We start from the raw sequence: 25,564 nt of genomic DNA on the forward strand, positions 1-25,564 counted from the left end.
GAAGCTCCAGTTTTATTATTAAGTACGGGCACCAGGGAAACGAGGTTGCACGGCAACCAAAAGCAGACGTCGATTAAGCGCTGTTTTACCGGCGTCCTGTCAAGTCTCGGCTGTTCGTCTCAAGCAATATGTACCGCACCGAAGCGCTCCGCTGACCTTAGTGTTTTTCCTCAACCAATGCCTGCGCCAGGCCGCTGATCGCAGCACATGAGGAAAAACCATGACTGAACCTGTAGAGCCCTACTTTTTCGACGAGGCAGAGCGTGCGTCCAATGCCAAACAGCCCGGTGACCGCGAAAAAGCACTGAACTTCACACTCGCCGACCTGAAATGGTTGAAGCACGTTTACCTGGCCACCCACGCTGCCCGCATCGCGCAAAAAACTCCGATGCACGTCTGTCAGCTGTTGCTGGAGGTGACGGGCAAACCGGATATTCCACTGGCCGGCGCCTTTGCCATGAGCCGGCCCAACGATGGGGAGGTCACGCTCTACACTCCGTGGAAAGGCTTGATCAAGTTCGCGGGCATGACCGACCTCAAAAGCAAGCTCAAGGAATGGCTGGTGCAGGCCACCGAGAAGCGGGAGCTATTGCGCTTTCTCTCGATCGAACAACGCACCACTTTACCGGCCGCCACCGCACCCGACATTGCCACCAAAGACATCGAGGGCGCGGTCTTCCAGAACCAGCAACTGACCCTCGATGGCAATCAGGAACAGAACATCAAGACGATGAAGGAGGAGCTGCTCAAGACGCCAACGCTGCAATCGATGCTGGACGACACCCTCAAGAACGCGTTGCACAAATCCTTTCCCAAACTGGACCAGCGCCTGACCCGACTGAAGAGCTTCGTAAAGACTGTTTCAGCCTTCGACGGCAACGAAGACCAGCACACGATTTCCTCGTTACCGCTGAGCGATGCGCTGCTGCATTTCTACCTGACCAACCAGTGGCCCACCGGCGATTCAAGAGTCTTCGCCAATCCCGAGCATAGTGTGAGCAGCGACGCGGATAACGAGGCGTGGGAAAGCGCGGTGAAGAAGATCGCACAGAGCTTTACGCCGCACTTGCAACGCCTGCTCTCCTTGTTCTGGAACACCTCCATGAGCCTTGGCCTCTCACGCCTGGAGTTTTTCACCGAAGGCTTGCGCGACACCTTCCACACGAAGCTGCTTCACCAGCGCCAGAACGGAATTTTAACGACACAGGAATACCTGCGACTGATGAAGGTCAGCCTCCCGCCTGACGCGCACGATCCGCTTCGCATCGAGAAAGTGCGTGTGACTGCGCCCCTCCAGCCCTTTGCGGAGCTGGCCTCGACCTTGATGATCGGGGGCACCAACACCTTGGGTTTTCTGTACACCCACTCCAGAGGCATCGAAGCGACGAGCAATCTGCCGGCGGTCAAGAAAATCGTGCTGGACATGATGAAAACCGAAGGGCATGAAGACACGCTGCTCAATTTCATGTCGCTGGGCGAACGCGCCACCTTTCTTGCGCTGGAGCCGGTTGAGCGTCTGATTGAAGGCAAACCGGTCATCGGCCCGGTGTTCAGACATTTGATGGTCGACATCCTTGGCAAGCAGCAGGACAACCTGTCCCATGCCCTGAGCCGCTTTCGCGAAAGCGAAGGTACGATCGCCCCCCACGCGTTGCTCGACAGCGCGCTGGATGTCCGCGGTTTGATCGATGACCGACTGCTGACTCCCGACATTTCGGGGCGCTGGAGTACACGAGTGGACCGCAGCGGGGGCGCGCGACCGGCCACCGTGCGCGCCGAGTCAGCCAAACAGGAGCTGTCGCTGCTCGACTCTGTGGGGCAGGCGCTCGATCAGCTCCTTGAAAAACACCCGGTCATCTCCACGGCAACTCGCTCGATCGCGGACGCGGAGCGTGTCCTGAGTCTCTCCGTGGCGAGCCTGCAATCGAGTTTCACCCACACCCTGTCAACCGCATTGCGCAGCGAACTGAAGCTGCGTGCCGTTACGCGAACCTTGGGTACTACGGAACAAGCCATCATCAAAACCGTGCTCGATAGCCCGATACACCTGCAACGAGCGGCATTGAACGGTTTTTTTCCGGAGGTATTTTCCCTGGCGCTGAAGGCCGGCGACGCAACGAATCCGTTGAAACTGGCCAGTTGTTTTGTGCTGACTGAACGAGGCGGTCTCGACCCGGTGCATTCGGGTAAAGCGATTTTGTGGACGCCCGCGCTCGGGTTTGAAGCCTTCAAGGCGTTGACACCGTTGCTGACCGAACTCGGAGGACGACTCGCAGACATCAACCATCGCTCAACGCTGCTGGAGAACCTTGGCCGCAGGGAGCGGTTGCCTGGCCTGACTTACACGTTGGCGCCCTTGCAGCGGGTCTACGGGCATTTTCTGGATTATCTGCAAAAACCCTATGTGCAGCTGGACCAGGCGTGCCTGACCGATGCGCTGGCGACGAAGCTCTCCGCCACGCCGTTGACCAGTCTCCTGAATCTCGTGTCGCTGCGTAAGCCGATGACAGGGCTCGACCGCGCGGTCGACATTGCGCGGTCACTGACGACGCAACAAAAACTGCCGACATGGCTGGCCCAAGCGCCCGTCAAAGACCTGATCCTGCATGCCGAGCTGCTTCAGCAATACCTCAACAACGTTAAGGACGACCAGGATTACCTGACCGGCATACGGTCACTGCAACGCACGGCACACCATGAACTGGAAAAACAACTCAAGGCAGACGATTTCAACATCGACCCGGACAAGGTCCAGGTCCAGATAAGCGCCCGACCGACATCCGCAGCGCGCACTCAAACCCTGACCGACTTTGCCTTGACTCACCTCAAGGAGCTGGATCATCTCCCTTTCAAACTGGTGTCGCTGGATACCACCGTGATTCCCGAGGGACTGGACGAACGCTACGTCAAAGACCTGATCCGAAACCTGAAACCGGGCGAGCATCAGCAGAAATTACTGAGCGAAGCCTTGGCAGACACCACGGCCAACGCGGACCGCAGAAAGCGGTTTTACACACAATTGCCCTGGCAGTTAATGCATTACGCCCACTCGGAAAAATTGCAGGAGCGCCTGAGCGACACCGGGTTTGATCTGATCCGGCAAGTCATGGACATGCCGGACGCCATCGCCCGCGCAGCTGTAGACGGTGCCCACGCGATCATCCGTCCGCTTGAGTTTTTGGGGATCAAGAGTGACCAGACAATCAAAGTGCCCGGTGTTTACCTGATCGGCTCATCGGCTGATCACGCCGCACCCCAGGTGCTGATTGCGCCTCACAGCCCTCGGCACGGGGTGAAGGAATATGAAAATGAAGCCCAACTGCTGACCGAACTGAAGACTCGCGGACCGCTGCTCGACTGGCTGCTCCTGAACCTGCCGAACCCTGACCGGATACTACTGGAAACCCGGATGGCGTCGGCCAGTCAACGCGTTGCCAGGGCAACGCCGGTCAGCACCGTTAATCGCATCACCGAGACCACGCTGGCATCCGTTCCGATCAAGGGGAATCTGTTCAAACATCTGCTCCATGACAACGCCGCGCTGCTGGGCCGATTGCTCGGTTGCCAGTCCGATGACAAACGAGAGGGCGAATGGGCAACCATCAAGCATGTACTGGGCGAAAACCTGCACGCGGCCTGGTCGTTTTTCATGGGCAAACTCGACTACCCGCAGACGGTGTGGCGCAGCTACCGCCAAATCAAGCAGTCTGCCGAAGACCTGCAAACCCATAAATGGGGCGCCGCCCTAAAAGAATTCATCAGCGGCATGGCGGAGCTCTCCACGCTGCGCCAATCACTGGGGGATGAAACGCTGCTGTCTTCGACTCCTGCCACACCGGAGGCCGGGACAGAGACTAAGACAGAGACAGAGGCAGAGACGAATACGCCCGATACCCGGCTCAAATGGCAGGACATCGACGTCATCGCTCCCGAACGCACGAAATTGAAGCGCCATGAAAGCATCAATGTCGATCTGGGTTCGCTGACATCCGACGCAACGCTTGGGCTCTACACCCATCCAACGACAAAAAAACACTACGGGCCGGTTGAAGGAAAGGTGTATCCGGTCATGAAGCGCGGCACACGCTGGCGTATCGGCGACACAAACACCCGTGGCCCGCTTCTGCGCCAGAACGGATCGAAACAGTGGTTACTTGATGAGCCCAAGTCGGCGCCTCGCTTCAGCCTGTTCGGACGATTGGAGACCGCAAGCTCGGTTTTTCAAGGCATGAACGTCGAAGCCACAGGAATGCCAGCAATCCGTCGACTGTTTCCGCAAAAAGCCCGCCAGATTGACGAAGCGCTGGATCTGGCAACGACCTATGCCTGGAACAGCTTTCGAAATCTGCAGCTGCTGAAGGCTTCCGACGCCACCATCACACCCGTGCATCAACTCGTCATGGATTTCATGGGTGTGCAAGAAGTGCTGCCAGCGCATGTCGAGAAGATTGAAAAGGTCATCGGCGACGTTTTCACCGCGCTTCTGGAGCCATCACTCAGAAAGCCGAAATCCAGCCGTTTTGCGGTCGGCCGGCTGACCGAAGACGCACAAAACACATTTGCATTCATTGTGGCTTCAGACGCAAATCGCAGAATTCACCTCGCAGAAAGATTCTTCAATCCCAGGTTTGAACACTACCGCCAGCACCTTACCGACGCAGCCTTCCCTATCCACACCCATGCCCGAGCGGTGACCTTGATTCATGAGCTGTCGCACATGGCCTGTAAAACCGAGGACATTTCATATCTTGATCCCGGCAGACCGTTCACCGACCTGATTGGAACAGCCACCCCTACTGCTACTCAACTCAAAAGCGCCTTGACTGACGCCCAGACCACAGCACTCTCGATCGATACGCCGTTGACCCGACTGTTCATGACACAGGATCCTGATACCGGTGCGTGGGAGGATCCGGGGAGTACATCCTATGAAGAAACCGATCGGGTGAAGGCGCATATTCTGGCGTTGACCGGCGCAGAAAACCTCAGCGGTGCCCGTCACACCTTCAAAAAAAACCCGTTGGTCAGGCTGGCCGTGCAGTTGGGTAATGCCGACAGCGTTGCCTGGTTAGTCAGCCAATTGGGCCGCGAACTGCACGTCAGCACGCCCTGACGTCAAAAATAGTTCTCATTTGATGTTTAATTGCCATGATGGCTGTTCTCGCATGCTTCCTCACAAGGTTAGAATGTGGGAAATCAGGATGAGTCAATGACCGACAATTCTCTCTCGCAAGCCGAATATGACGCCATCTCCGATGCCGCTGCGCACTGGTGCATGCGTCTGCACGCCGTCGACTGCACCGCCGAAGAACGGATCGCCTTCGAACAATGGCGTGAAGCTCATCCGCTGCATGCGTTCGAGTACGAGGCCATGCTGGAGATCTGGGTAGTCGCGGGTGATTTGCCGCGTCCCGAGGCCGTTCCATCGGTTGCTCGCTTCAAACCTGCCACGCCCTGGCGCACGGTCGGCATCGCCGCCGCCGTTTGCGCCCTGGCGTTGCCGTTGGCGGCGTACAGCGGCTGGAACATGGGCTGGCTACCGAATTCGTACCAGCACTTCGAAGCGAGTGACACGGTCCGTCAGGTCACCCTGAGCGATGGCAGCCAGGTGGAACTGAACCTGGGCAGTGAGCTGACGTTCAGCAACTACAAAGACCAGCGCCGGGTCACGCTGGAAAAAGGCGAAGCCTTCTTCAGCGTCAGCCATAACATGGCTCGCCCCTTTATTGTCAGGGCAGCGGACGGCAGGATTCGGGTCACCGGGACCAAATTCAACGTCTGGATGTATGAAGATCAGGTCCGCGTGAACCTGATTGAAGGGTCGGTGCTGGTCAGCAGCAACGATGATCTTCCGGGCGATGGCTTGCGTCTCGGGCCGGCGATGCAGGCGCGCTATAAACACGGCGACTTCACGCCGCAGATCAACCAGACCTACTCCAACGACAATTCTCTGGCGTGGCGCAGCGGCAAACTGGTGCTCGATGATCTGGCGCTGAACGACGCACTGCCGTTGATCAACCGTTATCTCAACAAACCGATCATGGTCGCTGACCACAGCACTGGCACGATTCGTCTGGGTGGCATCTACAACATCAAAGAACTGAACAACCTGGTGGCTTCCCTGCCCAAAGTGCTGCCGGTTTACCTGACCCGTAACAAGGAAGGTAATCCAGTGCTCAATTCAATCCCGCAACAAACCCCAAAAAGCTGAAAAGGCCGCAACCCTCAACGGGGTGCGGCCTTTTTTTCGCTTGAACCACCCTCTTCTTACTGAGCGGCCACCTTCCCGGCCTTTTCATCCTGCTCACGGATCGTCTGCGCCTGGTACTGCGGATCCGCGGTGATCTGTTGCTCGGTGAAGGGCAACGGGCTTAGCTGCTTCTTCGAAAACGCCAGGGTCTGGTCCAGGGAATACTTCGACGTCGGGTCGCTGGACAACGAGAACGCCAGCAGGCCTTGGGCGTGCGGCCCGTTGTCATCAAAGGTCACCACCTGCAAATAGCTGGTGCCGCTGACGACCTCGAGTTTGCCATCGGTTCTCGGCACACTCTGGATGGCGTTGTAGACGCCCAGCGTGCCCGGCCCGCCGTGGATCGGCGTCTGCTGGCCACCGCTGCTGACCACCTGAATGTCGCCCCAGCGGCTGTCATCCTTGAGCCCCAGTTTCTTGACCTGTTCCACCGACGCCAGCATCGCCTCGCGAATCGCCTTCGTAACCTGCGGATTATCGAGCGCCAGGCCACGTGGCGTATGCTCCGGATCTTTCGGGTCGAACGCCACCCGCCAGATGCCCGGGACTTGCTGCAACGGTTCCATGACATTCTGGAAGTGTACAAGCCCGAGCCCGCTGTCCAGATTCGCGCTGCGGTCCCACGCTTTGAGGCTCGCACACAACGGAGCGAGCGCTGCGGCATCGGCACCCGGACCACCGGCGCAAACCTGCAGCAGGTCCGGCATCACTTGCCCGGCCTGGTACACCTGATCGTCCATCACCATCCGTTGCAAATCCGCCGCCGAGACCGGGCCGGCCTTGCTCAGCGTGCTCAAGCGATCCAGGGCAAAACGCGAGCGCAGGCCCAGTGGCTGGCCTTCCTGACTGATCAGGGGCGAGAAACCGGTGAGCGGTTGCGCCGGGTTGGCCATCCACGCAGAGTCGTTGGAGTGTTGCACGTAGTCCTTGCGCAAGAGTTGCGGCAACTTGTCCGCCGCATAGATACCTTTTTGCGCCGCGTTCGGGTCGATGTCCCAGGCACAGGCGCTGTTGGAACCGTCGAGCACGATCATCTGCAACCCGGCGCGCGGGTCGCTGCACTTGGCCAGTTTGTCGGCACTGACATTCGGCACCACCGACAGGTTCATGTACAGCGTCTGCCCCTGATTATCCACCGCCAGGGTGTTGACCCAAGGGATGCCCTGAAGCTTGTGCACCGAGGCCTGCAAATCCTTGAGGCTGGTAGCCTGGTTCATCGCGTACCACTGCTGCAACACCCGGTCGTTTTCCAGGTTGGCATCGCGCAGGCTGTAGGCGTATTGCTTGTCCCAGTCGAGTTTGCCGGGCCACTGCACGATCGGGCCGAACTGCGAGCTGTAGACCACATGGGACACCGCCTGGGTCTGGCCATCGGGTTGTTTCACGTTGACCGTCACGGTCTGCTTGTCCATCGGCAGCGACTTGCCGTCGAGCAGATAGCGGGTCGGATCCTTGGGATCAAGTTGCAGGCGATACAGGGTGAAATGCTTGGACGTGTCCACGGTGTGGGTCCACGCCAGGTGCTGGTTGAAACCGATGTTGATCATCGGCAGCCCCGGCAACGCCGCGCCCATCACGTCCAGCTTGCCGGGAATGGTCAGGTGCATCTGATAGAAGCGCATTCCGCCGATCCACGGAAAATGCGGGTTGGCCAGCAACATCCCGCGGCCATTGAACGAACGCTCGCTGCCAACCGCCACCGCATTGCTGCCACGATCCAGGGCAAAGCGCTGCATGCGCGAGGCTGCCACCTGGAATGACGACGCATCACCCACTTGAGCGACGGCTTGTGGTGGAGTGGCGCCGGCCAGTGCTTCGGCGAACTGCCCTACTCCGCCTTCGACCAACAGACGGCGGGTCAACTTGACCAGGTCCTGCGAGGTGATGTCCCGTACCCATTCGCCTTGGCACTGCTGCGGCAAACCCTGTGCGCGACGTTCGGTCAGCGAGCGGTTGTACCCCGCGACATAACCTTCCACCAGGTCACGCACTTGCGGGGTTTGCGCCTTCCAGAATCCGGCGACGGCTTCAGGGGTATTGAGCCAGGTGAAGAACAGGTCGCTGACCACGTTCTCGCGCTCTTCGACCGTCATCTGATTCGGGCCGAAATAGCGTGAACGCTCGCCATTGACGGTGACAATCTCATTGGCCAGCAAGCACAGGTTGTCCTGAGCGTAGGCGTAACCGATGCCATAACCGAGCCCGCGCTCGTCTGCGGCACGAATATGCGGCACGCCGAAACTGGTGCGGCGAATGTCGGCGCTCGCCGGCTCGGGCGTACCGCGTGCGTTTGCCGCAAGACTCAGCCCCACCAACATGCCCGCAAGGCTCAACCTGGTTAATTGCCTGGAAATAATCACGCTCGCTCCTGATCGAAAAGACAAACACCCTGCGTCAAACACGCACCGCGCCTACCCTAGGAACGAAACCCACGACAAAAATTTAGGCCCTGAAAGGCGCTTTATCCACCCATCTCACAGGCTGCTGACGTGACGGTGACGAATTTTCTACATTCGAGCCTTCATTATTTGTCGTGCTCGTACGTCTTATTGAATGAGAGCACCCATCACATTTCCTGGCCGGCTCGGAAAAGGAGTTTTTGCATGTACAACTCGCAACTGCCAACGGACGGTGGTAACGCGCCAAAGGGCTCAGCCATGGGCTCCGGTGTTTTCAGTCAACGGGGCGAGCGCAATGGCAACGAGCGGATCAGATTGCTGCTCAAAAGCTTTGGCCTGCGAACCAGCCTGATTCGCCTCAAAGTCATCGACGCCTTGCTGGTCGCCGCCGAAAGCGAGCGCAGCCTGGGCGTGCGCGGCGTGCACAGCCATTTGCTGGACCTGGATATTCCCCTGTCCTTTCTCAGTGTGCGAGAAGTGTTGAAACGCTTGTGCAGCGAAGGCGTGATCACACTCAATGCGGACAAAAGCTACAGCCTGCATCCAGACGCTGTAGCCCTGCTTCATCGCGACTGATCAGCTCAAAGGTGCGTCGCTCAAGGCTTGACCTTGCGACGCATCACGCCATTGATCACCACCACGACCACCGCCACGCCGATGGCGATGTACTGAAACAGCTTCTCGCTGATGACGCCGGTGTTCTGCAGATACGAAAGGCCGAACATGATCCCCAGCACCACCAGAGAGATCAGAATCGAGTATTTCAAACGTTGCGACTGAGTCATTGCGAGTTCCTGAACCTGAAAAATGTATCCGGTTTGTATCTGAAAGCATGCCAAGCCCCTACCTTTGTGCGGGAATGGGACGCTGCAAACGGGGTCTCATGTTACAGCCGATGAAGAGATTTGGCTTTATTGCGGCGATAACCATGAGGATTTTCAAATGTTCCGTCGAATCACACTGCTGATTCCCCTGCTCGCTCTGCTGACCCTGAGCGGCTGCATCGTTTTCCCCCACGGCGGCTGGCATGGCGACCACCATTACGATCGCGGTGGACCGGGTTATTACCAGCATCGATAACGGTTGCTCAGGTCATAGCGCGTAATTAATTGAACATTCATACGTAAGAAAAGAACCACATCCAGTCACTGAAGAATAAATGCCCGCCTTGTCGCGGGCATTTTTCGTACGTGCATTTTCACTTCTGTTTTTCTTCCCGCCCTGCATCGAAACCTGGCGAAAACTATTGAAGCTTTCAGTCTTAATAGTCTGTTTGAGGTATTCATACTCGTTTGATTATCGTGGCGCATCGCAATAAGACCCGTTAATTAACTTCAGGAAGAAGAACAGGGATGCCATGCACAAACCTCTAATAAACATCAGCCCCTATCATGTGTTCGGCTTCTGCCTTGCAATTACGCTGTTTGAACTTCTGACTTACATGGCCAGCGACATGATCATGCCCGCCATGTTGACCGTCACTGATGAACTGAATGCCAGCGCGCGTCATGTCCCCTACGCCTTCAATCTCTATCTGGCGGGCGGGATTCTCCTGCAATGGCTGATTGGCCCGCTGTCGGACCACTTCGGTCGCCGGCCGATGTTGCTCATCGGTTGCGCGGTATTCGCCCTGGCCTGTGCCGCAGCGTTCGGCGTGAACAGTATCCATGCGTTCAATGGCTTGCGACTGATTCAGGGCATGGGGCTGGGATTTGTCATCGCGGTCAGTTACCCGGCGTTGCAGGAAGTGTTCTGCGAAGCCGACGCGGTAAAAATCATGGCGTTGCTGGGGAACGTTGCGCTGCTCTCGCCGCTCCTGGGGCCGTTGCTCGGCAGTCTGCTGCTGGAATGGCTCTCCTGGCGGGAGCTGTTTTTACTGCTGGGTGTTGGCGGCCTGCTGGTCTGGCTCGGGCTTTATGTGTTCATGCCGGAAACCGTGGGGACCCTGCGCCATGACGGTCAGCGACTGACGCCCGTGCCGTTTGAATGGCGCGGCACCGTGCGCCGTTATGCCGCGCTGCTCGGCAACCCGCGATTTGTCAGCGCCTCTGTTGCGCTGGGGGTCATGAGCCTGCCCCTGATTGCCTGGATCGGACTGGCGCCACTCCTGCTGATCCACAATCAGGGGCTTTCACCTCTGCACTACGGCCTGTGGCAGATCCCGGTGTTTGCGGCGGTCATTCTCGGCAATCTGATCCTCAACCGACTCATTACCAACACTGACCTGCCGCAATTGATTCGATACGCGCTGTGGCCATTTTGCGGCGGGCTCATTGCCTTGCTTGTCATTGGTTTCTACGGCGCGTCGACACCCGTGCTGATCTGCGCCCTGGCGCTTTACGCCGTCGGCCTTGGCATGAGCAATGCCGCTCTGTACCGGCTCGCGTTGTTTTCAAGCGATGACAGCAAAGGGCTGGTCTCGGCCATGATCGGCATGATTTCAATCGCCGTCATGGGCGGCGGCGGCTCACTGATCGCGGCGGCCGGCGCCGGTGACAGCCACGAATCCTTCGCCCTGATGGCAGGTATCGCAGGGCTCATGTGCCTGCTGCCCTTGCGCCTGTTCCTGCGGCGCTCCCACCTCCCGCTTGCTGCCTGACCCACCCGATAGGTCCTTTGATGATCCATTTACCCCACACCGATGCGCTTTGCGCGTTAACGCAACCTTATTGCCTGGAATCCGTGCCTGAAGGCCTGTTCGACCGGGCCATGAGGGAAATCAGCCTGTTCCACTGTCACCAAACGCCTGGCTATGAGCGCTGGCTCAATACCAACGGCCTCGATACGCAGGACCTGGAGACGCTGGATGACTGGTCAAGACTGCCGCCGATTTTCGCCAACTATTTCAAACGTCACTTGTTGTACGGCCCCACAGGCGAAGGCGCGCTGGAACTGACATCGTCCGGCACCAGCGGCCAGAAAAGTCGCCTGCGCTACGACCAACGCAGCATGGCCGCTGCCCAAGGCATGGTGAGCCACATTTTTCGCCATTACGGCTGGGACACTCCGCACAGTCCCTGCAATTACTTGCTCTTGAGCTATGAACCCAAGGCTGCGATCACGTTGGGCACTGCCTACACCGACCAGTTTCTGTGCAGCTATGCGCCGGTCAACCGTATCGCTTATGGATTGCGCCTGACTGGCAACGGTCATGAGTTCGATCTGTTCGGGGTGATCAGCGCCTTGCAGGCGTTTGCCGAAGAAGGTTTGCCTGTGCGCATTCTCGGCTTCCCGGCCTTCCTGTCCCACGCATTGCAACACATGGAAGACACCGGCGTGGCGGACCTGAGGCTACCGGCCGAGTCACTGGTGTTTCTTGGTGGCGGCTGGAAAACCCAGGCGGCGCAGGAGATTCCTTTGGCGCAGTTGTATGAGCGGATCAACCGCCAACTGGGTATCGACCTGTCCCGCTGCCGTGACGGCTACGGCGCTGTCGAGCATGCCGTGCCCTACATCCAGTGTGCTCGCCAGCATTTTCATGTGCCGGTTTACTCGAAGGTCTTCGTGCGCAATCCCTCCGATTTCAGCGTCCAGCCCTACGGCCGGCGCGGCTTGCTGGCGTTCGTGTCGCCGTACATTTCGTCCAGCCCCGCGCACGCCGTGGTCATGGGGGATCTGGCGACGTTGCACCCCGGTGCAAGCTGCGGGTGCGGCTTGAAGACCGACTGGTTTGAACTGCATGGACGCGCTGGCACGACCGCCAGCCGAAGCTGCGCGATGGCCGCGTCTGAACTGATTGGAGGAGCCTGACATGTACTTGATCAATGGCGAACTGCGTGACGATATCACCCTCGAAGCAGCGCTCGAGGCGCTGCACCCACAACTGCCGCGACTGCTGAGTGCGCCGATCGACAGCGACACCGTGATCGACGCAGCGGCCCGGTTTGCCCTGCAATTGCAGGCGGACAGGCTGGATGTGTCCCTCGACAACGATCAACGACTGGGGCTTGTCGACTTCTGCCAGCGCAGCAACCTTGGCACCAAGCTTGAGCGAGAGCTCGGTGTGCAACCGCGTTCGCTGCGGCGGATCGATTACCGGCAAGCGTGTTTTGAAAGCTGGCACCCGCTGGGACTGGTGGTGCACGTGACGCCGGGCAATGCGCCGATGCTGGCGTTCTGCGCGGTCCTGGAAAGCCTGTTGGCCGGCAATATCAACTGGCTGCGCCCCAGTTCAAGCGATGACGGATTGACCGCCCGGTTACTCGCGGCGCTGGTGCACTGCGACACCAGCGGCAAGCTAGCTGACTTCATTGCGGTGCTGCCGGTCGACACCGCTCGGATCGCACAACTCTGTATGCACGCCGATGGTGTCGCCGCCTGGGGCGGTGAAAAGGCACTCAAGGCGATTCGTCAGCAGATCCCGGCCGGGTGTCGCTGGATCGATTGGGGCCACAGGATCAGTTTCGCGTACCTGTCGCCGGACGCTGCGAGTCCATCGACGCTGGACGCGTTGGTGGATGAGGTGTGCAGTCTCGATCAGCAAGCGTGTTCCAGCCCGCAATGGCTGTTGGTGGACAGCAGCGATCCGGCAGTTTTGCTGGACGTGGGTGAACGCCTGGCTGAAGCCTTCGCACGCCGCGCCTCGCAGTGGCCGGCGCTGGTTCCGACAGATCAGGAGGCCTCCGAGATCACCACCCGCACCGCCATGGCGAAACTGGAACATTGCTTTGCGAACCAGACCGGCAAGGTCTGGGCCGGCGAAGGATGGCGAGTCATCTGGGACCACCACCAAACGCTCGCGCCCTCGCCGCTGTTTCGCACGCTGCTGCTCAAACCCGTGCCGCAACATTTGATCGCCGAGACGCTATTGCCTTGGCGCACGGTCCTGCAAAGCTGCGCGTTGATGTGCGCTCCGGCAGAGACGCCTGGGCTGGTGCGGACGCTGGTCAACGCCGGTGTCACGCGTATCGCGCCGTGCGGGTTGATTCATGACGGCTACCCCGGCGAACCCCATGACGGCGTCTACGCGCTGTCACGCTTCAGTCGTCGCCTCTCGGTGAGTCTGACGCCGGAGGCCGTGCCGGGCCGGGCAACGCTTGATGCGCTACCCACCGCGCCCGATACACGTCATGAACCGATCATGGACAAAAATACGTTCATGACCCAGCCGATCAACGCCACGGCACAGCTGTATTTCCGCTCCGGGGGAAGCAGCGGCACGCCGGCCCTGGCCGGGTTCAGCTACCACGACTTTCAACGGCAGATGCGCGCCGCGGCTGACGGGATGTTTGCCGCCGGCCTCGACCCTTCAACGGACCGGGTGATGAACCTGTTTTACGGCGGCAGCCTGTATGGAGGTTTCTCCAGCTTCACCAAGGTGCTGGAACAGATGGGCGCTACGCATTTCCCCATGGGCGCGCCGCAGCATGATGATTTCAGCGAAATTGCCCAGCTGATTGTGGACCACCGAATTACCGTGTTGATCGGCATGCCAAGTACGTTGCATCGGCTGTTTTTCAATGAACAAAGCCTGCTCCGCGCGTACGCCGGCATCGGCAAAGTATTCCTCGGCGGTGAGCACCCCGGCCAGGCCAGCCTTCGCCTGATGGAAAGCTGCGGGGTCACTACGATCCGCTCGGCGATCTATGGCTCGGTCGATGCGGGCCCGCTGGGGCATGCCTGCACGGCAACAAAGGACGGCGTCTTTCATTTGATGTGCGATACCCAGCATCTGGAAATCGTGCACCTCGAACACGATGTGCCGGTGCAGGGCAATGAGATCGGCCGGCTGCTATTCACCTCCCGAGCCCGGCAAGGCCAGGAAGTGCGCCGGTGTGACGTTGGCGACACCGGGCGCTGGGTCCCCGGAGCCTGCCCGTGCGGACTTGACGCTCCGCGATTCGAATTGCTGCAGCGCCACGGCAAGCTGATACGGATGGGCACGGAATTCATTTCACCGTTGGCGCTGCAAGATAGCGTCGGCATGCCTGTGCAACTGGTCCTGGACCACGCCCCCGATGGCAGGGAGCGGCTGAAAGTTTCAGCGAACCTGGCGGCCGAAAAGGTTTATGAAAAATTATTGACCCATGAAGCACTGGCCAATGCCGTGAACGCTGCGCTTTTAACAGTGGAAGTTCACGAGTGTGCTGAATCCAAGTTCACCAGAAACAACCACAGCGGAAAAACACCTTTGGTGATCGACAATAGAAAATAAACTGATTGTTTGTCTTTTAACCATTAACACGCCTGATAAAAAAGAGAACCCAGTGAAAACAACTTCGCTTGAACAACTCGTGCCTTACATAAGGCAGCATTCAAACTTCTACCGCACCCACCTGAGCCATTTACCGGCAGAAGGTATTACTTTAAAAGACTTGCCGCTCACCAACGTGGCCGACTACTGGGCTGACAGTAACGACCTGAATGAGTGGCCTGTGCTGACCGGCCAAATCGATGACGCGCTGGTATTCAAAACAGGCGGATCGACCAGCCACGGCAAACTGACGGTCTACTCGACCAGCGAGTGGCAGGCCTTGGTCAGTACCTTTGGAGACAGTGTCTCCTCTCAACTGGAGAACGGCGACAGGGTCGCCAACCTGTTCTTTTCCGGCGATCTCTACGCCAGTTTTCTGTTCATCCACGACTCGCTGGCGCACGTCAAACGCTCCATCTGTGAGTTTCCGTTCACCGGCGAAGTCAGCATGGACGTCCTGGCCGATGCGCTTGATCAGCACCGGATCAACGTGCTGGTCGGCGTGCCGGCGCAGTTACTGCGCTTCGCGGCGTACCTGACCCAGCATCGGCGAGTGCTGTGTGGGGTTGATACGTTGCTGTACGGCGGCGAAAGCCTGTTCGGTCCGCAATTGGCAATTCTCACCCAGGTTTTTCCCAACGTGCGCATCGCCTCAATCGGCTACGCCAGCGTCGATGCGGGCCTGATCGGGGCCACCAGCCGCGACTGCGCTCTGGGCGAGCATCGGGTGTTTGAACCACAGACCTTGCTGGAGATCGTCGATGAGCTCACCGGTGAAGTCATCGACGAATGCGACCGCACCGGGTTGCTGGTGGTGACCAACCTGACACGCCGGCTCATGCCACTGCTGCGTTATCCGGTAGGCGACCGCGCCTGCTGGCGTGAGCCTGGCACAACCCCGATGCGCAAATTCGCCCTCAAGGGACGCAGTGCCCATAGTCAGCGGGTTCGGGTGGGGTCGATGTCGTTGTTGATCGACGAAATGCAGCAGATCGTCCAGCGCGTTGCTGACACCGACCAATGGCAATTGCGTATCGAACATGACGGCTACAAGGACATCGTGAGCGTGAAATGGGTGCCTGATGCTAAAACCGTGGCCACCGCTGCGATGTGCCAGGCGCTGTATGAAGCGCTTGTGGCCCACTACCCCGCGCTCGAGCATCTGAATCGTGAAGGGCTGCTGGAGTTGCGGGTGCTGTCCTGCACCGTCACCGAACTGAAGCTTCACCCTCGTTCGGGCAAGCAGATGCGGGTTCTGGACTTGCGCATCTATGACGCGCCATCGCCGGAGATTGCGTGATGTCTCATCTGATTTTTCGACGCTATCGCCCTTCCGACGCCCGCGCCGTGAGTCAGTTGTTTCGCGAGGTCTATGGCGATCATTACGTTCAACCGGATGTTTACCTGCCGGACATGATCAGCCAGCACATTGCCGACGGACGCTGGAAATCAATGCTGGCGGTGGACGACGTACGGGTTCTCGGGCATGCCGCGTTGTGCCATGACGCGTCGCCGCAGACCGCAGAACTGGCCCTCAGCGTGGTGCATCCTGCCGCGCAGGGACACAGTATCGCGACCCGTCTGGGCCGGGAGCTACTGTTGCAGGCAGGGCCGCTGGGTTTCAACAGCGTCCTGATCAAACAAGTGACCCACCATCCCTACACGCAACGCATGGCCGCAAACATTGGCTTCCACAGCACGGGCGTGCTTCCCGACTACGTTCCTTCGCCGTTCGCCGAGCCGCACCCGGAAACCATCGTGATGGGTTGCTACCTGGTCGACGGTCACGCGCGGCCGCTCCCCGACATTCCCTGGCCCGAGCGCTACCGGGGGTTTATGCAGCACATGTGTTCGCTGTTCGGGACTCACCCGCAAACCACAACACCCCCTTCGCTGCCCTTGCAGATCACGCAACACCACCACCGCTTCGACATGGTCATTCACCGCTTGAGCAAACGCCTGCTCGAACAGGTCCGGCAATTACCCGGTCACTGGATGATCTCGACCCGACTGGCGTTGTCGCAGCACTTTGCCGAGGACCTGCGCGGCTTGACGCGGCTTGGTTTCACCTTCACCGGGTTGATGCCCGCGGCCGGCAGTCATGGATGGTTCGCACTGTTTCATCGAGGGGCGCAACCTCGGCCCCTCAACCTGCATTGCCCCTACATGCAACAGTTGCACGACGGCTTGCAGCGCAACACCGAAACACTGGGCAGCGCTCGCTCAGCCGCTTGAGTCTTTTCTGTGAAAGTCATTGCCCGGCTGCGCGCACAGCTCCACCAGCCAGTCGACAAACACCCTCACCCGCCGGGACAACTGGCGGTGTGGGGGATAGAGCGCCGTCAACGGCATCCCCGGTGGTGGGGTCGCTTTCAATACTTCGCACAATCGCCCTTCATTCAGCTGGCGGGCGACGTGGTAGTAAGGTGTCTGGATCAATCCGTAGCCTGCCTCACAAGCGGCCAGGTAACCGTCGGCACTGTTGACCGACACGTGCTTGGGCAGGTCGACCAGCTGGAGCTGGCCATCGACCACGAACTCCAGCCCGTAACGCTTGCCGGTGGTGCTGGAGAAATACTCGACCATCAGATGGCCCTCAAGGTCAGCCACATGTTGAGGCGAGCCGTGGCGTTGCAGGTACTCCGGGCTGGCGCAGGTCACCTGGTCCAGCATGACCAGCGGCCGCGCCACCAGCGAATCATCCAGTGCTGAACCGCCGCGCAGCACACAGTCGACGCCCTCTCGGATCAGGTCGACAGGACGGTCATTCAACCCGATGTCCAGTTCGATCAATGGATAGCGGCGGGTGAATTGCGGCAATGCCGGAATCACGATCAGGCGCCCGATCCCGGACGGCATGTCCACGCGCAGCAAACCTTTGGGATTGTGGTGGGCGGCGGAAAACACCGCTTCGGTTTCCTCCAGGTCGGCCAGCAATCGCACGCACCGGGGGTAATAGGCGGCGCCGTCGAGGGTCAGACTGATCTGCCGCGTGGTCCGTTGCAGCAGTTGCACGCCAAGATGCGCCTCAAGTTGCTTGATCAGGATAGTCACCGAAGCGCGGGGCAACTGCAGGCTGTCCGCCGCTTTGGCAAAGCCGCCCAGCTCGACGATTCGGGTGAACACGCGCATGGCGTTAAAACGGTCCATTGTCAGGTGATCCGGATGATTATTTAGAAATTACAAACAGTGATAGCAGTTTTAGCCGGTTTATCTTGTTTCTGTCGAGGTCAACACTGGGGGCTTACACCACAGGGAGTTGATTTCATGCAAACACGTCAATTGGGCAAAAACGGCCCGCAGGTTTCTGCCATCGGTCTGGGCTGCATGGGCATGACCGATTTCTATACGACCGGTGTCGATACCCGCGAAGCCACCGCCACTCTGCATCGGGCGCTGGAATTGGGGATCAACCTGCTCGACACCGCTGACATGTACGGCCCGCACACCAACGAAGAGCTGATCGGCAAGGCCATTGTCGGCAAGCGCGAGCAGGTATTCCTGGCCAGCAAGTTCGGCATTGTCCGCGATCCGTCCAACCCCGACGCACGGGGCGTCAACGGTCGACCGGACTACATCCGCAAGTCTATCGACGGCACGCTTAAACGCCTGGGCGTTGAAACCCTGGATTTGTATTACCAGCACAGGATCGACCCGCAGGTGACCATCGAAGAAACCGTCGGCGCCATGGCCGAGTTGGTGAAAGCCGGCAAGGTGCGTTACCTGGGTTTGAGTGAGGCGTCAGTGGCTACCCTGGAACGGGCGCACAAGGTTCATCCCATCAGCGCTCTGCAAAGTGAATATTCGCTGTGGAGTCGCGATCAGGAAGAGAACGGTTGCCTGGCCGCCTGCCAGCGCCTGGGCGTTGCGTTTGTCCCCTACAGCCCATTGGGTCGCGGCTTTCTGACGGGCGCACTGACAAGCCCGGATGACTTCGCTGCCGATGATTACCGACGCTTCAGCCCGCGCTTTCAAGGGGAAAACTTTGCGAAAAACCTGTTGCTGGTGCAGCGAGTGCAGGCCTTGGCAGCCGACAAAGGTGTAACAGCAGGCCAATTGGCATTGGCCTGGGTGTTGGCGCAGGGTGACTACCTGATCCCGATTCCAGGGACTAAACAGCGTAAATACCTTGAAGAGAATGTCGCCGCACTGGAGGTGAAGCTCAGCCGCAACGAACTGCACGCACTGGAAGCGATCTTCCCGGCCAATGCCACCGCGGGCTTGCGCTATCCAGAGGAAGTCATGAAGTTGCTTGACCGGTAACCGACGCCTGGCCCACTCCACAAGCTGAGTGGGCCAGCACTTCCGAGCGTCAGGACCTCGATATTGACACCTTTCAAGCCCTGACCGTCCGTCCCCCTGCCCCATTCTTGTACGTTCGTACCTAAAGCTCGCCTGTTGCAGGCCGATAGCCCTTCGAAGCGCCGATCTTTTGATCGAAAACCACAATAAAAACGCTGCACAAGGACCGGTTCCATGCCCGCATTCCGCACCATCCAGGCTCGCTATACGCTGTTTCTGGTCCTGTTTATCCTGCTGTTATTCGTCCTGACAGTGGTTGGCATCAGCCAGTTGGTCGCCCCTAAACTTCGCCACACTGAAGAACAGGTGGCCCTCAACCGCATCGCCGAAGTGGCCGAGCAAATCCAGGGCGAACTGAACAAGGTTCAGGCCCAACAACGCAGCATCACCCAGACCATTCCGTTGCTCGACAGCGCCGCCATCGACACGGTGCTGCCCGGCCTGGTCGATCAGTACGGTGAGTTGAAGGTGTTCGGTGGCGGGATCTGGCCGCTGCCCGGCCAGCGTGAGGCCGGACGCAACAAATTCAGCACCTTCTGGCACCGCGATGCCACGGGCAAGCTGGCGATCAATACATTCTGGAACAGTGACGCCGCCCCCAATTATTACGACCAGGCCTGGTACAAGGGCGGCATGCAAACCCCGCGCGGCCAATGCGCCTGGGCTGCAGCCTATAAAGATGATGCCAGCGCCGAGCCGCGGACAAACTGCGCCATGGCCATTCAGAAAAATGGCGCGGCGTATGGCGTCTCGACCATCGACGTGACCCTGGGCTTCTTCAATGACCTGATCGCGCGCAAGGAAAAAGACCTCGGCGCAGAAATGCTGATCGTCGAGGCTGACGGCAAGATCATCAGCAACAGCTCGCGGATCAGTGGGCCGATCGTGCTGAAAAACATCAGCGAACTGGCCGGCAACTCGCCCTTCGCCAGCCAAGTAAAGGCTGGCCTGCAAAACCGTGATCAGTCGCAGCGGGTCGAGTTCGATAACAACGGTGAAGCCAGCACCTTCTTCATGCGCCCGATCGAAGGAACCCCGTGGTTCCTCGCCACAGCCCTGCCGACCAAGCTGATCACCGCCCAGCGTGACGATGTGCTCAGCACCTTGAGCCTTTTGCAAATCCCGATGGTGATCCTGCTGGCACTGCTGCAAATCTACGCGATTCGCCAACTGGTCCAGCGCTTGAGAATTCTGAAGGCCAACATCGACGCACTGTCCGCTGGCGATGCCGACTTGACCAAGCGCATCACCATCCGCGCCGAAGACGAACTGGGCGCCATCGGGCACTCGGTCAACGCCTTCATCGTCTACTTGCAGAACATGATCGGCGAAGTCACCCAGGCCACCGGCGCGATGGCGTCCAGCCTGGACAACCTGCAACGCACCTCCGCCCACACCAGCCAGATTCTGGTGCGCCATGCCTCTGAAACCGATCAAACGGTCACGGCGATCACCGAGATGAGTTCGACCGCCGAGAGCGTCGCGCAGAACGCCGCAGAAACGGCTGCCTTCACCCAGCGCGCCAACGAAAACGCTGACCGTTCGCGCGTCGTCGTCGGCGAAGCGTCCAGCAGCGTGATCGCCTTGATCGGCGAAGTGGCGAGCGCCACTCATAAAGTCGAAAGCATGCAGGAGGATGCGCAACGCATCACCGAGATTCTCGGGGTGATTGGCGCCATTGCCGGCCAGACCAACTTGCTGGCACTCAACGCCGCGATCGAAGCGGCCCGGGCCGGTGAGCAAGGTCGCGGTTTCGCGGTGGTTGCCGATGAGGTGCGCGCCCTCGCCGCTCGCACGCAGGCCAGCACTTCGCAAATCAATGAAATGCTCAAGCGCCTGACCCAAGGCGTGAGTTCATCAGTGAGCGCCATGGAAAATACCCAGGCCAGTTGCCAGTCCGCCGCCGATGCCACGGCGCGGGTCAACACGGGGCTGGATGAAATGGCCGGTTCGGTCAGCCACATCAACAGCCTGAGCACGCAGATCGCCACCGCCGCCGAACAGCAAAGCGCGGTGACCGAAGAGATCAACCGCAGCATGGTGCAGATCCGCCACATGGTGGATGAACTGGTGAAAAGCGGTCAGGCCAGCGAACTCAATACCCAACAACTGCTGCAAGCCAACGCTCGCGTCAGCGCGATTATGGGGCGGTTCAAGGTGCGTTAATATGCGCCCATCGCTAAACCTGTAGCAGCTGGCGAAGCCTGCGTCCGGCTGCGCAGCAGTCGTAAATCCGGAATGTGCGGTCTGTCTGTTGCACCGCGGGTTCAGATTTTACGACTGCTGCGCAGCCGGACGCAGGCTTCGCCAGCTGCTACAAGGAATGCGGTGCAACTTGGTTGGGCGGTATTACTTCGAAACAACCTCGTATCTCTTCGCGGCAAAAAATGGTCAAAATGCATCTTTTTGGCTGCAACCCCGAGACGAGATCCCCCCATGCGAAACCACCTGCGTCTGGTCGCCTTGAGCGCCCTTTTTATCTCCTCCCTGGCCCAGGCCGCCGACCTGGTCCCGATCGAAGTCCACCGTGACGCCAACTGCGGCTGCTGCAAAAAATGGATCAGCCACCTCGAAGCCAATGGCTTCAAGGTTGAAGACCACGTCGAATCCAACATGAGCGAATTCAAGCAACAGCACGGCGTGCCTCCGCGCCTGGCGTCCTGCCACACTGGCCTCATCAACGGTAAATTCGTCGAAGGCCACGTTCCGGCGGATCAAGTCCTGGCCTTGAGCAAACGCGATGACCTGCTGGGTGTTGCGGCACCGGGCATGCCGATGGGCTCGCCCGGCATGGAAATGGACGGCATGAGCGATGCTTATCAAGTGATCGGCCTGAAAAAAGACGGCACTGATGTGGTGGTGGCGGACTACCCTGCCCATTGATGGGCGGCGCGTACATCGGGCTTTTCTTTGCGGCATTCGGTGCTGCGACTTTGCTGCCGCTACAGTCCGAAGCGCTGCTCGTGGGGCTGTTGCTCAGCGAACAGTATTGGCTGTGGTCGCTTCTGGCGGTCGCGACGCTGGGCAATGTCCTCGGCTCAGTGGTGAATTGGTGGCTCGGCCGGCGCATCGAACAGTTTCGCGACCGGCGCTGGTTCCCGGTCAGCCCGCGCCATCTGGAACACGCGCGAAAACACTATCAACGCTATGGTCACTGGTCATTGCTGCTGAGCTGGGTGCCGATCATTGGTGACCCGCTGACGCTGGTGGCCGGCGTCATGCGCGAGCCGCTTGGGCGGTTCCTGCTGATCGTGACCCTCGCCAAGGGCGCTCGTTATGGGGTGCTGGCCCTGGCCACGCTGGGCTGGATCGGTTGAACGATCAGCTGCGGCGATTGCCTGTGTTTAATGTCGCCCTAATCATGCCGATCCAGCATCGGCCGTTTCCTACGGAGTTCACCCATGTCCCTTGTTCTCTCGCGCTGGTTGCCCGGCCTGTTCCTGACGGCTGCACTGCCTGTTCTGGCCCACGCTGACGGCCCGGAATACGGGCCGGAACTGCAAGGGTTCGAGTATCCCTACACGGTCAAGCACTTCGCGTTTGAGTCCCAGGGTAAATCCCTGCAGATGGGTTACATGGACGTCGCCGCCCACGGCAAGGCCAACGGGCGCAGCGTGGTGTTGATGCACGGCAAAAACTTCTGCGGCGCCACCTGGGACAGTTCGATCAAAGCCCTGAGCGAAGCCGGTTACCGGGTCATTGCGCCGGACCAGATCGGTTTCTGCACGTCGAGTAAACCGGACAACTATCAGTACACGTTCCAGCAGTTGGCGACCAATACCCAGCAACTGCTCAAAGCCCTTGGCATCCAGAAAACCAGCCTCCTCGGGCATTCCACCGGCGGCATGCTCGCCACCCGATATGCGCTGCAATATCCCGATCAGGTCGAGCAACTGGCGCTGGTCAACCCTATTGGCCTGGAAGACTGGAAAGCCCTCGGCGTGCCGTATCGCACCGTCGATCAATGGTACGAGCGCGAACTCAAACTCAGCGCCGACGGCATCCGCACTTACGAACGCAACACCTATTACGGTGGCCGCTGGAAGCCCGAATTCGATCGCTGGGTCGATATGCTTGCCGGCCTGAATAAAGGCCCGGGGCACACGCAAGTGGCATGGAACTCGGCGTTGATCTACGACATGATCTTCACCCAACCGGTGTACTACGAATTCAAGGACCTGAAGATGCCGACGCTGTTGCTGATCGGCATGTCCGACACCACGGCCATCGGCAGCGACATTGCCTCCCCGGAGGTCAAGGCGAAGCTCGGTCATTACGACGTGCTCGGCAAGCAAGTGGCGAAACTGATTCCCCAGTCCACACTGGTTGAATTCCCCGGCATGGGCCACGCGCCGCAGATGGAAGAACCGGCGCAATTCCACCAGGCACTGCTCGACTGGCTGAACAAATCCAATCCCGCTCGTTGATGAGGTAAGGCTGATGGCTGTGCAGATTGCGGTGATCGATGATTGGCAGGACGTGGCCCGTGACGTGGTCGACTGGTCAGTGCTGGACAGCCTCGGCGAAGTGAGTTTTATCCATGATTACCCGGCCGACAACGAAACCCTGGCTGAGCGTCTGCGCAAATTCGAGGTGATCTGCGTGATGCGCGAGCGCACCCGGTTCGATGAAGACCTGCTGCGCCAGTTACCGACACTCAAATTGCTGGTCACCGGCGGCATGCGCAATGCCGCGCTGGACCTCAAGGCCGCTGCAGCGCTGGGTATCCAGGTCAGTGGCACCGACAGCTACAAACACGCCGCTCCGGAACTGACCTGGGCGCTGATCATGGCCGCGACCCGCAATCTTGTGGTGGAAGCCAATGCCTTGCGCGCAGGGAAATGGCAGCAAGGCCTGGGTGGCGACTTGCACGGCAAGACGCTGGCGATCCTCGGTCTTGGCAGCATCGGCCAACGTGTCGCGCAGTTCGGTCAGGTGTTCGGGATGCGGGTGATCGCGTGGAGCGAGAACCTCACGGCTGAACGTGCTGCTGAAGTGGGCGTGACCTATGTCAGCAAGCAGCAGCTGTTCGAGCAGGCCGATGTACTGTCGGTCCACTTGGTACTCAGTGATCGCAGCCGCGGATTGGTCGACGCCGAGGCGCTAAACTGGATGAAACCTTCGGCGCTGCTGGTCAACACCGCCCGCGGGCCGATTGTTGATGAGGCCGCGCTGATCAAGGCGTTGCAGAAGAGTCGTCTGGCGGGGGCTGCACTGGATGTGTTCGACGTGGAGCCATTGCCGGCGAATCATCCTTTCAGAACGCTGGACAACGTGTTGGCGACGCCCCATGTCGGGTACGTCAGTCAACAGAACTACCATCAGTTCTTTTCACAGATGATCGAGGACATTCAGGCGTGGTCGGCCGGTGAGCCGATTCGGCTTCTGAGCTAAGCCGCACCGCCGCTCTCGCAATCGACCGATGTAAATCGGTTAGTCAATACTGAAGGCGAAAACCACGTATCCTCTGCGCCCGTTTCACGTCCAACCTCGCGAGGGCAGTTTGTCTAAAGGTATCGCTTTATCGGTCTCGGCCTCGGTGCTGTTTGCCGTCATGTATTACTACACCTCGTTGCTCACGCCCCTGAGTGGCGTGGAGATTTTCGGCTGGCGCATGCTGCTGACCGTACCGTGCATGACCGTGTTCATGGTGGTCTCCGGCGAATGGAAGCGTGTGCTGGAAATTTTCCGGCGCATCGCTGGCAACCGGAAATTGATGGCCGGCCTGGTCGCCTCTTCGGCCCTGCTCGGCGTGCAGCTTTGGCTGTTCATGTGGGCGCCACTCAACGGCTACAGCCTGGATGTGTCGCTCGGGTATTTTCTGTTGCCGCTGACCATGGTGCTGACCGGGCGGCTTGCTTATGGCGAGCGCCTGTCCTATCTGCAAAAAATCGCCGTGGTGCTGGCCTGCCTCGGCGTGATCAACGAGGTGTATCAGGTCGGTGGTTTTTCCTGGGCAACCTTGCTGGTCTGCATCGGCTATCCCCTGTATTTCATCCTGCGCAAGCGTCTGGCAGCCGACAACCTTGGCGGTTTATGGCTGGACATGGCGTTGACGCTGCCGGTGGCGTTCTGGTTCGTGCAGAGTGGTGAACAGGGTTTCGGCGTGTTTGATCAACATCCGTGGTTGTCGCTGCTGATCCCGATTCTCGGGGTGATCAGTGCGTCGGCGCTGGTGGTCTACATCATCGCCAGCCGCCTGTTGCCGTTCAGTCTGTTCGGGCTGTTGAGCTATGTGGAACCGGTGTTGTTGCTGGGCGTGGCGTTGCTGCTCGGGGAAAGCATCAAGCCCGGAGAATGGCTGACTTACATTCCGATTTGGTTGGCGGTGGTGGTGCTGGTGTTCGAAGGATTCAAACACCTGGTCCGGCAACGACGCAAACCAATGTAGGAGCGAGGCTTGCCCGCGAAGGGGCCAAT

General features: G+C 59.2%; 18 protein-coding genes and 2 pseudogenes. 17 read left to right on the forward strand and 3 right to left on the reverse strand.

The genetic code is table 11. The annotated features are described in order from the left end of the window. Positions 1 to 220: 220 nt before the first annotated feature. The gene (locus ACA070_RS16260; protein WP_497447467.1) at positions 221 to 5,113 is read left to right on the forward strand and encodes a dermonecrotic toxin domain-containing protein; all 4,893 of its coding nucleotides are present in this window, start codon (positions 221 to 223) and stop codon (positions 5,111 to 5,113) included. Between the two features lie 96 nt (positions 5,114 to 5,209). Further along, the gene (locus tag ACA070_RS16265; RefSeq protein ID WP_497447468.1) at positions 5,210 to 6,211 is read left to right on the forward strand and encodes a FecR family protein; all 1,002 of its coding nucleotides are present in this window, start codon (positions 5,210 to 5,212) and stop codon (positions 6,209 to 6,211) included. Positions 6,212 to 6,267: 56 nt separating this feature from the next. On the opposite strand, the gene pvdQ is transcribed toward ACA070_RS16265, so the two are convergent. Then, a complete protein-coding gene (gene pvdQ, locus ACA070_RS16270) occupies positions 6,268 to 8,610 on the reverse strand; it encodes a bifunctional acylase PvdQ (protein WP_497447469.1) in 2,343 nt (780 codons plus the stop codon). A 243-nt stretch (positions 8,611 to 8,853) separates the two neighbouring features. Between pvdQ and ACA070_RS16275 the strand changes: the two genes are divergently transcribed. After that, positions 8,854 to 9,225 carry a fe2+ zn2+ uptake regulation protein gene (locus tag ACA070_RS16275; RefSeq protein WP_497447470.1) on the forward strand — a complete coding sequence of 124 codons (372 nt, stop codon included), beginning with the start codon at positions 8,854 to 8,856 and terminating at the stop codon, positions 9,223 to 9,225. Positions 9,226 to 9,245: 20 nt separating this feature from the next. On the opposite strand, the gene ACA070_RS16280 is transcribed toward ACA070_RS16275, so the two are convergent. Further along, the gene (locus ACA070_RS16280) at positions 9,246 to 9,434 is read right to left on the reverse strand and encodes a hypothetical protein (RefSeq protein WP_130907255.1); all 189 of its coding nucleotides are present in this window, start codon (positions 9,432 to 9,434) and stop codon (positions 9,246 to 9,248) included. A gap of 157 nt (positions 9,435 to 9,591) precedes the next feature. Here ACA070_RS16280 and ACA070_RS16285 point away from each other — a divergent pair, with 157 nt between their 5' ends. The 6 genes from ACA070_RS16285 to ACA070_RS16310 all read left to right on the forward strand — a co-directional run bounded on the left by ACA070_RS16285 (position 9,592) and on the right by ACA070_RS16310 (position 17,077). After that, positions 9,592 to 9,729, forward strand: a complete 138-nt coding sequence (locus tag ACA070_RS16285; RefSeq protein ID WP_165557409.1) for a hypothetical protein — start codon at positions 9,592 to 9,594, stop codon at positions 9,727 to 9,729. Between the two features lie 277 nt (positions 9,730 to 10,006). Then, a complete protein-coding gene (locus ACA070_RS16290) occupies positions 10,007 to 11,248 on the forward strand; it encodes an MFS transporter (protein WP_497447471.1) in 1,242 nt (413 codons plus the stop codon). A gap of 20 nt (positions 11,249 to 11,268) precedes the next feature. Next, entirely contained in the window at positions 11,269 to 12,399 is a 1,131-nt protein-coding gene (locus ACA070_RS16295) for a LuxE/PaaK family acyltransferase (RefSeq protein WP_497447472.1), read from the forward strand. Position 12,400: 1 nt separating this feature from the next. Next, a complete protein-coding gene (locus ACA070_RS16300; RefSeq protein ID WP_497447473.1) occupies positions 12,401 to 14,803 on the forward strand; it encodes an acyl-CoA reductase in 2,403 nt (800 codons plus the stop codon). A 52-nt stretch (positions 14,804 to 14,855) separates the two neighbouring features. Then, complete coding sequence (locus ACA070_RS16305) at positions 14,856 to 16,142, forward strand: phenylacetate--CoA ligase family protein (protein WP_497447474.1); 1,287 nt, start codon at positions 14,856 to 14,858, stop codon at positions 16,140 to 16,142. Further along, entirely contained in the window at positions 16,142 to 17,077 is a 936-nt protein-coding gene (locus tag ACA070_RS16310; protein ID WP_497447475.1) for a GNAT family N-acetyltransferase, read from the forward strand. The genes ACA070_RS16305 and ACA070_RS16310 overlap by 1 nt, the downstream gene beginning before the upstream one ends. On the opposite strand, the gene ACA070_RS16315 is transcribed toward ACA070_RS16310, so the two are convergent. After that, the gene (locus ACA070_RS16315; RefSeq protein WP_497447476.1) at positions 17,066 to 17,992 is read right to left on the reverse strand and encodes a LysR family transcriptional regulator; all 927 of its coding nucleotides are present in this window, start codon (positions 17,990 to 17,992) and stop codon (positions 17,066 to 17,068) included. The two genes, ACA070_RS16310 and ACA070_RS16315, sit on opposite strands and share 12 nt — an antisense overlap. Before the next feature lie 117 nt (positions 17,993 to 18,109). Here ACA070_RS16315 and ACA070_RS16320 point away from each other — a divergent pair, with 117 nt between their 5' ends. From ACA070_RS16320 to rarD, 8 genes and pseudogenes are all read left to right on the forward strand, one after another. Next, positions 18,110 to 19,105: an aldo/keto reductase gene (locus ACA070_RS16320; protein ID WP_497447477.1), complete on the forward strand. Its 996-nt coding sequence runs from the start codon at positions 18,110 to 18,112 to the stop codon at positions 19,103 to 19,105. Between the two features lie 213 nt (positions 19,106 to 19,318). Continuing rightward, positions 19,319 to 20,401 (forward strand): annotated as a pseudogene (locus ACA070_RS16325) (cache domain-containing protein); the annotation flags it as partial. 384 nt (positions 20,402 to 20,785) lie between these two features. Next, positions 20,786 to 21,310: pseudogene (locus ACA070_RS16330) on the forward strand (methyl-accepting chemotaxis protein); the annotation flags it as partial. Positions 21,311 to 21,580: 270 nt separating this feature from the next. Next, entirely contained in the window at positions 21,581 to 22,027 is a 447-nt protein-coding gene (locus ACA070_RS16335) for a DUF411 domain-containing protein (protein WP_497447478.1), read from the forward strand. Next, positions 22,027 to 22,461 carry a YqaA family protein gene (locus ACA070_RS16340; RefSeq protein WP_497447479.1) on the forward strand — a complete coding sequence of 145 codons (435 nt, stop codon included), beginning with the start codon at positions 22,027 to 22,029 and terminating at the stop codon, positions 22,459 to 22,461. Before ACA070_RS16335 ends, ACA070_RS16340 begins: the two co-directional genes overlap by 1 nt. Positions 22,462 to 22,545: 84 nt before the next feature. Next, positions 22,546 to 23,571, forward strand: a complete 1,026-nt coding sequence (locus ACA070_RS16345; protein WP_497447480.1) for an alpha/beta fold hydrolase — start codon at positions 22,546 to 22,548, stop codon at positions 23,569 to 23,571. Between the two features lie 13 nt (positions 23,572 to 23,584). Then, positions 23,585 to 24,538 (forward strand): D-2-hydroxyacid dehydrogenase family protein, encoded by a 954-nt coding sequence (locus ACA070_RS16350; RefSeq protein ID WP_497447481.1) that lies wholly within the window; start codon positions 23,585 to 23,587, stop codon positions 24,536 to 24,538. A 109-nt stretch (positions 24,539 to 24,647) separates the two neighbouring features. Continuing rightward, a complete protein-coding gene (gene rarD / locus ACA070_RS16355; protein WP_497447482.1) occupies positions 24,648 to 25,535 on the forward strand; it encodes an EamA family transporter RarD in 888 nt (295 codons plus the stop codon). Positions 25,536 to 25,564: the final 29 nt, after the last annotated feature.

The sequence above is a fragment of the Pseudomonas sp. LBUM1678 genome, from assembly GCF_059695575.1.